Here is a 12,184-nt window from a genome sequence, read left to right on the forward strand (position 1 = left end):
AACGGCAGCGGGCGGCGGGCCCCCCCCCCGGGCGGGGGGGGCGCCGTCCGGTACGCGGGGGCGGGCGGTTACGCCTCCTCCACCAGCAGGCGGGCGTTGACGGTGGGGTCGCCGGCCTGGGAGAGCGGGAAGGCCGTGCCGATCTCCTCGGCGTGGCTGGGCACGTCGATGCGCACGGACAGCGTCTTGTCGACGAGCTGGTCCTGGGTCATCCGGAAGTCGAGGTTGACGATGCCGTGCTCCACGCAGGTCGCGCAGAGGCGGGGGTCGTCCGGCTGGAAGAAGCCGCGCTTGGCGATCGGCTCGCCGTCGGCGAGCAGGCTCACCACGAACGAGCCGGGGATGTTGAGCCGGTCGATGCCCTTCACCCGCACCGAGACCGGGCTGGCGCTGCGGAACGCGAACCTGCTGGTGGCGGCGATGCTTCCGAACAGGTTCTCCAACACGTCCTCCGGCGGGGCGACGGGCTCCAGCCGGTCGTAGGAGACCTTGGACTCGATCGTCTGGTCGGCGGTCACGCTGAACGGCTTCAGCGCGTTGAACGGCGACTGGGTGAGCCACTTCTTGTTCTGGGTCGGCGCCAGGGTGGAGAGGAACGTGGTCAGCGTGGTCGCGCCGACGTGGGTCTGCCAGCTCAGCCAGAGGCGGTCGAGGTTGCAGTGGAAGAACCAGAACACCGGGTCGTAGGAGGCGACGTTCTGGTCGGCCATCGTCGGCCCGATCGACAGGTGGCCGGAGTCGTGGGCCTGGATCGAGAACTTCTGGTAGCCGCCCTTGTTGTAGGCGCCCCACAGCGACTGGTTCAACGAGGTGGCGGTGTCGGCCAGGACCCCGGAGTCCGCCATGTTCTGCGTGATCTCGGCGACCGGGTAGCGCTGGGTGGTGTACGGGAAGAAGCCGGTCTTGGGCGGGACCGCGGCGGCGCCGGGATCGGCCGGCAGGACGTACTTGTCGAACGGCGGGTGCTGCAGCCGCTCGGGCAGGGGGGTGGAGAAGTCCCAGTAGGGGATCGTCACGTCCTCGCAGCCCGGGACGGAGCGCAGCGCGTCCTCGAACTCCAGCAGGTACTGGCGGTGCCAGGGGTTGAAGCGGTCCTCGTGGTGCAGGCAGAAGCGCTTGGGGAGCCAGTGGTGCCCGGCCAGGACGAAGTAGCCGTTCGGGTCGTCCGGGTCACGGGCCATCAGGGCGTTGAACGCCTTCGCCAGCAGCTCGAACTCGGCGTCGCTCAGCGTCGTGACCTCCTTGCGCAGCCGGGCCGGGGCCTGCGGGGGCGGCGGGGGTTCGACCGGCTTCGCCGTGCCGAGCGGGAAGCCGTCGGCGATCCACTTCTCGAAGGTCTGCACGCGGGCGGCGCTCCAGCGCGCCTCCTCGTCCGGGGGCATGTCCGCGTCGGGCGGCGAGGTGTGCGCGTCGATCGAGATCGCGTTGTCCTTCACCCCGTCGTAGGTGCCCAGGTCGATGCCCTTGGCCGCCATGTGCTCGATGTCCTGGGGACGGAAGTAGAAGCGGATGTCCGCCAGGTAGGTCGGCGACTCGACGGCCTGTTCGGCGTTCGGGCTGTTCCCGTTCGGGGTCATGCTTCCTCCGCTGGTCTCCGACGAGGCGTCTGATCGATCGAGTACGGACCGATACAGGCCCATGGTCGGGGCGGGGCCGGGCGGCCGCCAGGCGGGCTGGGCCGCCCGAGGGCGGGTCCGGGCGGCGAGGCGGCGGGTGGTGCGGGGCCGGGGCGGATTCAAGATCGGCTTCCCGTGGCGGAGGGGGTAGTGTCTCGCCCGGGCCGGACGGGGCGGGGCCGGGCGTTGGCCCGGTGTCGGCCCGGGGTTCGTCCGGGGTTCGTCCGGTGCCGGGGCCGGCGACCGCCGGACGGGGCCCCGCGGGGCCCGCGGCGCGGGACGGTGCGGGGCAGTGCAGGACAGTGCGGGACGGTGAGGCCGTCCGCGGCTCGGCGGCGACGGCCGGGACGGCGGCGGGGAACGACACGGGGGCAAGGCGTCATGGAACTGCGGGACATCGAGATCTTCCTGGCACTGGCCGAGGAACTGCACTTCGGCCGGACCGCCGAACGGCTGCGGGTCTCCCAGGCCCGGGTCAGCCAGGCCATCAAGAAGCAGGAGCGGCGCATCGGCGCCGCGCTGTTCGACCGCACCAGCCGCACCGTGCGCCTGACCGACGTCGGCCGCCAGCTGCGCGACGACCTGCAGCCCGCCTACGCGGGCCTGCACCAGTCCCTGGAGCGCGCCCGCCTCGCCGCCCGCGGCGTCACCGGCCGCCTGCGCGTCGGCATGATGCCGTTCAACCTCGTCGACCTGCACTTCTACTGGAAGACCTTCCGCTCCCGGCACCCGCAGTGGGAGCTGGAGATCCGGCAGATGGTGTACACCGACCCGTTCAGCCGGCTGCGCGACGGCGACCTGGACGTCCTGGTCGCCTGGCTGCCCGTGGAGGAGCCCGACTTCACCGTCGGCCCGGTCCTGCTGACGGACCCCCGCATCCTCGCCGTCTGCGCCGACCACGAGCTCGCCGGGCGCACGTCGGTGCGCCTGGAGATGTTCGCCGACTTCCGCCACCCCATGCCGCCGGGCCTGCCGGACTACTGGGAGGACGGCTACATGCCCTTCCACTCCCCCCGGGGCCGCTCCATCGAGCGCGGCGGGCACGTGTTCAACGCGGAGGACCTGATCAACCAGGTCGGCATGGGCGAGATCATCCACGGCTTCCCCAGCCACGTCACCCGGCACTGGGGCATGCCGAACATCCGCTGGATCCCCGTCCCGGACCTGGCGACGCTCTCCTTCGTCCTGGTCTGGCGCACCGACGCCGAGAACGAGGCGATCCGCGCGCTCGCCGACACCGTGCGCGAACTCGGCACCTTCCGGTTCTGACGGCCGCCGCGGGCCCCGTCACCCCGCCCCGCCCGGCGGGAACGGCGGGTCGGCGGCGGCAGCGGGCAGGGCGGGCAGCGGCCAGGACGGGTCCGGAGCCCAGCGCGGCCACGGGTCGGCGAACGGGCCGGCGCGGTCCCCCAGCAGCCCGAGGACGTGTTCGCGGGCCCGCTCGACCCGGCGGTGGTCGTGGTCGGTGACGAAGCCGAGCCGGCGGCCGTGGGCGTACTCGTCCTCGTCCTTGAAGGCGTGGCCGGACAGGTCGGGCTCCACCACCAGGTCGACGAGCAGGTCCAGGGTGTCGATCCCGGTCCCGGTCCGCGTCGCGGGGCGCTCGAAGTTCACGTACAGGCGCAGCGGTTCGGCGGTGGCCGGGTCCTGGAAGTAGTGGAGGGAGAACCAGGAGCCGGTCTCGAAGCGGGAGCGCACGACGGTGTCGCGCCAGTGCCAGGGGTCCAGTTCCCAGGTGCCGGCGGCGAGGTGGGCCAGGCCGCTCTTGCGGACGGCGGCGTCGCCGGTGCGCAGCGCGTTCGTCCAGGTGGTGGGGGCGAGGGAGCGGATGCCGGGCCAGTAGGCGAGTTCGAGGACGGTGCCGGTGTCGGTGAGGGCGCGGTGGGGCTGGGCGGACCAGATCCGGCCGCGGTGGACGTCGCGGCGCACGACCGTGGTGCCGGGGGCGAATCGGGGGCCGGGACCGGTGGGCATGGCGGGCCCGGTGGTCATGGGCGGCCCCAGGTGCGGCAGGCGGGTTCGTGCCAGGTGGTGCGCACGACCGTGCCGCCGGAGGTGCGGTGTTCGCTGGACCAGGTGCGGCAGCAGCCGCGGTCCGGGCGGGACGGGGGGACGGGCGCGGGGGCCGTGGGGAGGGCGGTGGTGAGCGTGGCCGGGCGCCGCCGGCGGCGGGGGTGTCTGGTCGAGGGGGTCGTCATGCCGAAGGCTCTGCCCGCCGGGCCGGGCGGCCGAACCCGGTCGTCACCCGGATGGAGTAGTCGGCCGGAGTAGTCGGATGGAGTGGCCGGATGGAGTGGCCGGGGCAGGAGCGGCGGCCCGACCGTCCGTCAGTTCGTCGGCCCGTCGGGCCCGTCGGCCGTCACTCGTCCGCGCGCTGGGCGCGGTGGGCGGCGACGCGCACCCGGGTGGCGCAGCGGGGGGTGCAGTAGCGCTGCGGGGTGCGGCGGCCGGTGTCGATGAAGAAGCGGTCGCAGCCGGGGGCGGCGCAGCGGCCCCAGGCGCAGGTGCCGCGTTCGCTCAGCCACAGGCCGAGGGCGAGGGCGCAGGTGGACAGCAGCCAGTGCGTGAGGCCGGCGGCGGGGGGTGCCTGGGTGTGCAGGGACCAGGGGCGGCCGGGGAGGCGGACGAGGCGGGGGTGGGCGGGGTGGTGGTCGAGGAGGGTGTTGATCGCCTCGGCTGCCCGGTCCTCGTCGTGGGTGTCGAGGATCGGGGTCAGGTGGCGGGCGGCGCGGCGCAGTTCGCGGGCGTCGGTGTCGGTGAGGCGGAAGGGCGGGCCGCCGTGGCGTTCCAGGAGGGCCTGGAGGGTGGGGGCGTCCGCTTCGGGGTCGTCCTGGAGGGTGTTGGCGAGGTCGGTGATGAAGTGCAGGCCGCGGGGGTTGCCGCGGCCGGGGCCGTCGTCGGTCATGGGCGGGCCTTCGGTGGTCGGGGTCCGGACACCCCCATGGTAACGTCGATTTCACTTCTTAGGCGTTACAGGTGAGAGGAGTGGCGGTATGCGATCGGCGGAGACGACGTCCGTGCTGGTGGTGGGGGCGGGCCCGGTCGGCCTCACGCTGTCGCTCCTGCTGTCCGGGTACGGCGTGGAGCACCTGGTCGTCGAGGCGCGCGAGGGCACCTCGGCGCACCCCAAGGCGCGCGGGGTGTCGGCGCGTTCGATGGAGGTGTTCCGCCGGCTCGGCGTGGAGGCGGACGTGCGCCGGGCCGGGCTGCCGGCCTCGCACGTGTTCTTCTACCGCGGCCGCGACCTCGTCGACCCGGACTTCACGCGCACCGGGGTCACGGGCCCGCCGGCGGGCGAGGGCGGGGCGCAGGGCGGCGTCGAGCGGACCCCTTCGCCGGGGCTGATCTGCTCCCAGGACGCCCTGGAGGCGGTGCTGCTGCGGCACGGGCGCGAGCGCGCGCCGGGCCGCGTCCGCTTCGCCACCCGGCTGCTGTCCTTCACCGAGGAGGCGGACGGCGTGCGGGCGGTGCTGGAGGACCGGGCCGGCGGCGCGCGGCGCACCGTGCGCGCCGGCCTGCTGGTCGGCTGCGACGGCGCGGCGAGCACGGTGCGCGCCGGCGCGGGGATCGCGATGGAGGGCCCGACGGGCCTGGGGCACTTCCTCAGCATCCGCTTCGAGGCGCCGCTCGGCGCGGTCGTGGCCGACCGGGCGAGCGCCTCGTACTTCCTCACCGCCCCCGGCCGCGGCGGCTTCCTGGCCGTGGACAACGACCGGCACTGGATCTACCAGCACCCCTGCGACCCCCGCGACGGCGACCTCGCGCGCCTGCGCGACGACCACCGGGAACTGGCGCGCCTGGTGCGGGAGGCCGCGGGCCTGCCCGGCCTGGAGGTCACCGTCCGCGACACCATGACCTGGCGGATGGACGCCCGGCTCGCCGCGTCCTACCGCCGCTCGCGCGTGCTGCTCGCGGGCGACGCCGCCCACGTCGTGCCGCCCACCGGCGGGCACGGCATGAACACCGGCATCGGCGACGCCGACAACCTGGCCTGGAAGCTCGCCGCCGTCGTCCACGGCCCGGCCGGCGAGCGGCTCCTGGACACCTACCAGGACGAACGCCGCCCGCTCGCCCGGCAGGTCATCGACCTGTCGCTGGCCAACTCCCGCGCCCGGGCGGGCTATCGGATCGACGACGAGCTGCTGCTCACCGCGCGCTACCGCTCCGCCGCCGTCGTCGACGGCGGCGACGACGGTGGTGGCGGCGGTCACCAGGGCGGTGCCCCGCTGGACCCGGCGTGCGGGCGCTGGGACGGCGGGCCCGGCGCCCGCCTGCCGCACCTGCGGCTGGGCCCGGGTGCCGGGGCCGCGTCCACGCTGGACCTGGTCGGCCCCGGGTTCGCCCTGCTCACGCCCGCCGGCGGCGACGTCGGCGCCGCCTGGCGGCGGCAGGCGGACACCGCCTCGGCCGCGGGCCTGCCGGTGGCCCTGCGCCCGCTGCCCGCCGGGGCGGGCGCGCTCGGGGTGGCGGCAGGCGGAGCGCTCCTCGTACGCCCCGACGGCCACCTCGCCTGGCAGGCCCCCCGCCCGCCCGCGGACGACACCCACCTGCTCGCCGTCCTGCGGCGGATCCTCGCGGCACCGGCACCCCGCTGACCGGCACCCGGCCACCGGACGCCCCGTCACCCGGCGCTCTCCCGCCCCGGGAAAACCGGGGGTGCTCCGGCGGGGCCGGCGGCCATCATGGGCGGCTGCCCGGCGCCGCTCCGCTTCCGGAGGGCGGCCCGGGCTGGGACCAGGAGGCAGGAGAGACTGTGGCAAGGCCCGCCGCGCGTGTGGCACCGGGGATGCTGGCGCTGCTCGTCCTCACGGGAGGGTGTTCGGCCGCACCGGCCCCGCCGCCGCCCGCACCGACCGGTACCGCAGGCTCCTCCGGCACCGCGGCCCAGGCGCCGTCGCCCGTGCCCTCGGGCGCCTCGCCCGCGTGGCGTCCCGGCGCGGCCCTGTCCCGCGAGCAGCTGACGGCCGCGCTGGTGCCCGTCGCCGAGCTGGCGCCGGACACCACCACGGAGGACCCCGGCGCCACCCCCGCCGCCCGGGCATCGGCGTCGGCGTCGGCGTCGGGTGAGGCGGCGTGCGCGCCGGTCCTCGCGGTCCTGTCCGAGCAGCCGCAGGCGTCCGCGCGCCGCTGGTACGTCAGCGGGAACAACGTGCTCGGCAACCGCACCCTCGTGGACGCGGCGGGCCTGCCCGAGGGGCGGTCGCGGGAACGGTTCGAGGCGCTGAAGGACGCCGTGTACGGGGGCGGCTGCACCGCCTTCCGCCCGGAGGGCGGCACCGGCGGGGCGCGGCTGCGGGTCGAGGCGGTGCCCTCGGAGGTGACGGAGGCGCCGGCCGTCGGCTTCCGGATCCTCTCCCCCACCGGGGCGGTGAACGGGGCGGGGGGCTTCACCCGGGTCTACCTGTACGCGGCCGTCGGCGACAACCGCGTGCTGTTCCTCAAGGGCGACGACACCGCGCACGCGCCCGCCCTGCCCGCCGATCTGGTGACCGCCCAGATCCACCGGCTCGTCACCGCCACCTCTGGCTGAGCTCCCGGCGGGCGCCTCGGGGCGGCCTCCCGGGGGAGGCCGCCCCGAGGGGGTCACCTGCGCCAGAAGAGGTGGTGGGTCACGCCGCTCGGGCTGGGGACGACCTCGCGGTGGTAGCGGTCCAGCAGTTCGTCGGAGGACTCCCACAGCCGCAGTCCGGTGCCGAGTTCCACCGGGGAGACCACCACGTGCAGGGTGTCGACGAGGCCGGCGTCGAGGAAGCGGCGCACGGTGGTGACCCCGCCGCCGAGGCGGACGTCCTTGCCCCGCGCCGCCTCCTTGGCCCGGGCCAGGACGGTGGCCGGGTCCGCGTCGACGAAGTGGAAGGTGGTGTCGGCCAGCGTGAACGAGGGGCGCGGGTGGTGGGTCATGACGAACACCGGGGTGCGGAACGGCGGCTCCTCCCCCCACCAGCCGCGCCACTCGTGGTCCTGCCAGGGCCCGCGCTGGGGCCCGAACTTGTTGCGCCCCATGATCTCGGCACCGATATTGCGCGCGTAGTCACGCGTGAAGTGGTCGTCCAGGCCCCGGCTGCCCCCGGGGTCGGTGCGCATCGGCCAGCTCGCGGTGGCCCCGGCCCAGGCGAACAGCCGCTCGGCGCCGGGCAGACCGAACGGGTTCTCCAAGCTCTGGTCCCCGTCGGCGCCGGCGCCGACGCCGTCGCTGGAGACGTTGAAGTTCTGCACTCTCAGGAGTTGGGCCACGTCTTTCCTCCGGTGGTGTTGGGACGACGGTGGTAGGACTCCCCCGGCGGGGAAAACTCATCGGCGGTTCCGGTTCCGGATCCGGAACCGCCGATGGCGGAGGAGGAGACGGGCTACGGCCGGGCGGCGGCGACGGCGTCGGTGTACTGCTCGGTCGTCAGGTCGCCGTCGATGATGCCCAGGCCGGCCAGCAGCGACCGTACGGCGTCGAGCGCGGGCCGCAGGTCGTCCTCGGAAGCCGCCGTCTCCAGCTCGACGTAGGTTGCGTCGATCTCCGGCACCCGGACGAGCGTGGCGAGGAACCGCCTGCCGCCGTCGGTGAAGGCGTAGTTCCGGCAGCGCTTCTCGAACCGGATGCGCGGGACGAAGCCGAGGCCGCGGACGATGTCGTGGGCAGCGGCCTCGTCCTCGACCCTGGTCTCGGCCTCGGGCTTCGACCCGGACGCCTCGTCGACACGGGCGCCCTTGTAGGTCAGCACGGTGCGGGTGTCGTCCGGTCCGTGCACGGTCCGGATCCGCAGCTCACGATCGGCGCCCATGAGTGAACCGTCCGGCGCGTCGTAGTAGGTGTCGCAGTACACCTCGGCGCGGCCCGCGCCGTACCGCTCCTCAAGGGCCCTGAGAACGCCCGCCGGATCCCGGACCACCGCCTTGAGCTCGGCTTCGATCGCCATGCCCGTCCCTTCGTCAGACAACCTGCTCCGCCTCGGCCACCATGGCATCGAACTGCCGACGCCATCCCTGGTACAGCGGACCGTGCGGGGTGGCCAGCACCTTAGAGGTTGCCGACTCGTGGCCCTCCCAACCGGCGTCGAAGGCACTGACGTAGAGGACGGAGTCGAGACGGATGGTCCGCCAGACCGGCATCGTCCAGTAGCGGTACACCTCGACCCGTCCGAGCTCGGCCAGCTCCCGCAGCCGGGATTCGGCGAGCATCACTCCGCCGGCGAGGGACTCCGGGGACTCGCCGATCTCACGTGCGCGGTGGGCCAGTGCCGGCGACTCGGGATGGAGGAGTAGCACCCGCAGCGTCGGCGGGGTGTCTTCTCCGCGATCGAGGTTGGGGCGGAGCAGCGAGTCGCGCAAGGCCAGCAGCCCCAGGCCCCGCACCGCGAGGACGTCGATCTCCTTCGCCGATCGGGTCGACCGCTGGATCTCGGTGGCTGCCGAAGCCTGGTCGGAGTAGACGCGGACGATCTCGGGGAAGGCGGCGAGATCGAACGCCGCTCCCGGGGCTCGGGTTTCACGGCTCGGTGCGAGGCCCATCAGCCGGCGCGCGTCGTTCGGCATGTTCAGGCCGTCTGCGATCCGTTCGAAGACATCCAGACGGACCACCTCTCGTCGCCCGTTGATGATCTCGTTGACGCGCCCCTGAGCCATGCCGACCTGGGCGGCGATGCGAGCCTGGCTGACTCCAGCGTGATGCTGTACGTACCGGAAGACCCCGCCTACGTCCCGGTCCTGGAGGGCTGTTCGAATCTGGCTGGTCTGCCAGGCGGCGTCGGGCAGTCTGATCGGTTCGAGCGCGGTTGCCACGGCAGTCCTGTCTCCGCGAATCCATCTCACGGTGAGATTACCGTCCGGGTATCGATCCGGACTCCCCGTTACCCGAATCTCGTCAATGGACGGCGTGTGGCCAACTGCCACGGGATCGAGGAGGACGAGTGGGCTGGACTTCGGACGGGGACTGGACAGTCTCCGTGGACGGACACCTGGAACCGATGACGCTGCCCCCCATCGTGGCCCTCACCACCGTGTGGCGGAAGGTGAGGCAGCTGGACCTCGGCGACCAGCAGACGACCGCCCTGCACCGCCTGTTCGGCGCGGGTGACACCGAGAAGGTCGAGGCGAGTCTCGATGGTGGCGTCTTCGAGTTCCCGATCGTGCTGCCCGGCGACCGTCGGACGTGCATCCGGGTACTCCGTGGCGACGGCCTGACCGGCAGACAACGGCATGCCGCGCAGTACCGGGTGTTGCAGTTGCCCGCCGAGGGGCGCAACCCCGGCTTGTGGGCGGTGCAGGACATGGAGACGGGCGCCTTGGTCCACGAGGACGACCGTGTCCTGCGGTGGGGAATCGCGTCCAGCGCCCAGTCCTGGATCCGGCGGGAGCTCGCCCGCGGCGACTACCGGGGAAGGGACGGCCATGCGCGGCAGGCTTCCTGACTCGGCGGTCGGCGTGCTGACGGCGTGCGGTGGCCGCCGGGGGCTGGGTGACCCCGGCCGTCTGACTGCGGCGTACGCGATCCCGATCGCGGGGCCCCCGGTCGGTCCCGTAGCTGTCTCCGGATACGGGGCCGACCGGGGGTCAGGGGGCGGTGTCGAGGGTGGCGAGGCCGTGGAGGACGTGGCCGGCGGTGCGGGCCTGTTCCAGGCTGCGGGTGAAGGTCGCGGCGCCCTCGCCGGGGTCCAGTTCCATCAGGCCCGCCGGCCAGGTCCCCGGCGGCACCACGAGGACGACCGCTCCGCGCCGTCCCTCGGCCGCCGCCCGCCAGCCGGGCGAGAGCGCGACCTCGGAGGCCGGCTCCCAGACCTGGCGCCCGCCCACCAGCACCAGGCGTGCCAGCGTGGCGCCGCGCACCTGTACCACCGCGGTCGTGGCCGGCACCGGGCCCGCCGCCAGGACGAAGCCGCTGTCCAGCGCCGCCTCGGCGAAGTCGCGGTACAGGCGCGGGCCGATCTCCACGATCACCTCCGCGAACGGCGGCCCGTCCGCCGCCTCGCGCACCGCCAGCGCCCACACCATGGGCACCCGCTCGCCGTCGTCCGGCCCGTCTGACCCGTCCGCCCCGCCTGCCTCGTCCGCCATGCCGTGTCCAACGAGCCGGGCGCGCGACGGGAGCGGGCACCCGCAGGCCGGGGCCTCCGGGGTCAGCGGGGCGAGCCCGTCCACTGGACGTCCTTGCGCTGCTGCTGGCCGGAGCCGTGGTAGAAGCTGACGGTGAACGGGTCCGCCGATGCGCCCGGCAGCGCGTAGGCGGTCAGGCTGACGGCCTGCTGGCCGGGGGCCAGGGTGTCGGCGGGCAGCTTCATCCGTCCGCTGCCGTCGATCACGGTGAAGATGAGGTTGCCCTGGGAGTCCCGGACGGTGGGCAGCCCGGAGCCGTAGAGCGAGATGTTCTGGGAGCCGGTGTTGACCATGGTGATCCGCACCTGGACGACCACGGCGTTCTTGGGGATCTCGGAGCCGTATCCGCTCGGGGCGTAGGGCTCCGGCTTGGCCATCGTGACCTTCAGGCCGTTCTCGTAGGTGTAGGACTCGCCGAAGGTCAGGCGCCGGGCCCGCTCGTCCGCGGCCCGCTTCTCCCGCTCGGCCTCCAGCCGCTTGCGCTCGGCCTCCAGGCGCTCGCGCGCCTGCGCCTCCAGTTCCTTGCGCTTGGCCTCCCGCTCCTCGGCGGCCCTGACCTCGGCCTCGACGCGGGCGCGCTCGGCGTCGTCCTCCGCCTTGCGGTGCGCGGCGACCGTCTGGACGTGCTTGACGACGAACACCCCGGAACCGGCCGAGACCAGCAGGGCGACGACGCCCAGGATCACGCCCGCCAGCGCCATCCCCCGGTTGGTCGCCACGCCCCGGCGCGCGTAGCGCAGGCCGATGACGCCGAAGACGACGGCGAGCACGGCCGGCAGCCAGGACAGCCAGAACAGGATGACGGCCAGGCTCATGGCGGTGGCGACGATGCCCAGCACCATGGCCGAGGTGCCCAGGCCGTTGCGCGGGGGCGGCAGCGGCGCCGGCATCGGGTACGCCTGCCAGTACGGCACACCCGGGCCGGGGACGCCGGGGACGCCGGCGGCGGGGGCGGTGGGGAAAGCGGCCGGGGCGGCGGGCGCGTCGGGCGCCGGGGCCTCGGGCTGGGCGGGTATCTCGGGCGCGGGGGCCTGGACGTCGGCCGGCGAAGGCGTCGGCGCCGGCGCCTTCGCCTGGTCCGGCGCCTGGTCCGAACCGCCCGGGGGTGCCCACGGGTCGGCGCCGGCCGGGCCCGTGGCGGACTGCGGGTCGTCGGGCGGGGCGGGAGTGGTCATGCGCGGTCCTTCGGGCACGTGGCGGTGGTGAGCGGCCGTCCGGCCCGGTGCCCCGGGACGCGGCCCCGGGGCGGAACACCGGGGGCGGGACACCGGTGGGGCCGACGCCCCGAGCTGGTCGGGGCCGGCGGGTGATCAACATACAGGTGCCCGGTGACGTGTCCGACGCCGCGGTGCCGCTCCCGCCCCGGGACCGGCACCGGTGGTTCGCCGGCGACCTGCCGCCGGCCGCCGGCCGGATCGTCCCCGGGGGCGGGCGGACCGGTCCGCCCGCCCCGGGGGGGCGGGCAAGATGGGGAGAGGGGCGTGTTT

The 12,184-nt window shown here is 74.5% G+C and carries 13 protein-coding genes; 4 read left to right on the forward strand and 9 right to left on the reverse strand.

The genetic code is table 11. From position 1 onward, the window contains the following. Positions 1 to 68 precede the first annotated feature (68 nt). Positions 69 to 1,577: a tyrosinase family protein gene (locus AB0N76_RS37260; protein WP_363565138.1), complete on the reverse strand. Its 1,509-nt coding sequence runs from the start codon at positions 1,575 to 1,577 to the stop codon at positions 69 to 71. 420 nt (positions 1,578 to 1,997) lie between these two features. On the opposite strand from AB0N76_RS37260, the gene AB0N76_RS37265 reads away from it, so the two are divergent. Further along, the gene (locus AB0N76_RS37265; protein ID WP_363565140.1) at positions 1,998 to 2,885 is read left to right on the forward strand and encodes a LysR family transcriptional regulator; all 888 of its coding nucleotides are present in this window, start codon (positions 1,998 to 2,000) and stop codon (positions 2,883 to 2,885) included. Positions 2,886 to 2,903: 18 nt separating this feature from the next. Here AB0N76_RS37265 and AB0N76_RS37270 read toward each other — a convergent pair whose 3' ends face one another. The 3 genes from AB0N76_RS37270 to AB0N76_RS37280 form a co-directional block, all read right to left on the reverse strand. Further along, positions 2,904 to 3,608, reverse strand: a complete 705-nt coding sequence (locus tag AB0N76_RS37270; RefSeq protein WP_363565142.1) for a DUF402 domain-containing protein — start codon at positions 3,606 to 3,608, stop codon at positions 2,904 to 2,906. Next, complete coding sequence (locus AB0N76_RS37275; protein WP_363565144.1) at positions 3,605 to 3,814, reverse strand: hypothetical protein; 210 nt, start codon at positions 3,812 to 3,814, stop codon at positions 3,605 to 3,607. Before AB0N76_RS37275 ends, AB0N76_RS37270 begins: the two co-directional genes overlap by 4 nt. Before the next feature lie 161 nt (positions 3,815 to 3,975). Next, positions 3,976 to 4,521, reverse strand: a complete 546-nt coding sequence (locus AB0N76_RS37280; protein WP_363565146.1) for a CGNR zinc finger domain-containing protein — start codon at positions 4,519 to 4,521, stop codon at positions 3,976 to 3,978. An 88-nt stretch (positions 4,522 to 4,609) separates the two neighbouring features. On the opposite strand from AB0N76_RS37280, the gene AB0N76_RS37285 reads away from it, so the two are divergent. Both AB0N76_RS37285 and AB0N76_RS37290 read left to right on the forward strand, forming a co-directional pair. Beyond that, complete coding sequence (locus AB0N76_RS37285) at positions 4,610 to 6,211, forward strand: FAD-dependent monooxygenase (protein ID WP_363565148.1); 1,602 nt, start codon at positions 4,610 to 4,612, stop codon at positions 6,209 to 6,211. A 305-nt stretch (positions 6,212 to 6,516) separates the two neighbouring features. Then, a complete protein-coding gene (locus AB0N76_RS37290; RefSeq protein WP_363565150.1) occupies positions 6,517 to 7,146 on the forward strand; it encodes a hypothetical protein in 630 nt (209 codons plus the stop codon). A gap of 53 nt (positions 7,147 to 7,199) precedes the next feature. Here AB0N76_RS37290 and AB0N76_RS37295 read toward each other — a convergent pair whose 3' ends face one another. From AB0N76_RS37295 to AB0N76_RS37305, 3 genes are all read right to left on the reverse strand, one after another. After that, complete coding sequence (locus AB0N76_RS37295) at positions 7,200 to 7,850, reverse strand: dihydrofolate reductase family protein (RefSeq protein ID WP_363565152.1); 651 nt, start codon at positions 7,848 to 7,850, stop codon at positions 7,200 to 7,202. A 113-nt stretch (positions 7,851 to 7,963) separates the two neighbouring features. Further along, complete coding sequence (locus AB0N76_RS37300) at positions 7,964 to 8,524, reverse strand: class IV adenylate cyclase (RefSeq protein WP_363565154.1); 561 nt, start codon at positions 8,522 to 8,524, stop codon at positions 7,964 to 7,966. A gap of 13 nt (positions 8,525 to 8,537) precedes the next feature. Then, positions 8,538 to 9,386 (reverse strand): helix-turn-helix transcriptional regulator, encoded by an 849-nt coding sequence (locus AB0N76_RS37305; protein ID WP_363565156.1) that lies wholly within the window; start codon positions 9,384 to 9,386, stop codon positions 8,538 to 8,540. 164 nt (positions 9,387 to 9,550) lie between these two features. Between AB0N76_RS37305 and AB0N76_RS37310 the strand changes: the two genes are divergently transcribed. Then, positions 9,551 to 10,015 (forward strand): hypothetical protein, encoded by a 465-nt coding sequence (locus AB0N76_RS37310; protein WP_363565158.1) that lies wholly within the window; start codon positions 9,551 to 9,553, stop codon positions 10,013 to 10,015. A gap of 142 nt (positions 10,016 to 10,157) precedes the next feature. Here AB0N76_RS37310 and AB0N76_RS37315 read toward each other — a convergent pair whose 3' ends face one another. Further along, entirely contained in the window at positions 10,158 to 10,658 is a 501-nt protein-coding gene (locus AB0N76_RS37315; protein WP_363565160.1) for a hypothetical protein, read from the reverse strand. Positions 10,659 to 10,720: 62 nt separating this feature from the next. After that, positions 10,721 to 11,872 carry a hypothetical protein gene (locus AB0N76_RS37320; RefSeq protein WP_363565162.1) on the reverse strand — a complete coding sequence of 384 codons (1,152 nt, stop codon included), beginning with the start codon at positions 11,870 to 11,872 and terminating at the stop codon, positions 10,721 to 10,723. Between the last annotated feature and the right edge of the window lie 312 nt (positions 11,873 to 12,184).

The sequence above is a fragment of the Kitasatospora sp. NPDC093806 genome (assembly GCF_040683335.1).
Classification (GTDB): domain Bacteria; phylum Actinomycetota; class Actinomycetes; order Streptomycetales; family Streptomycetaceae; genus Kitasatospora.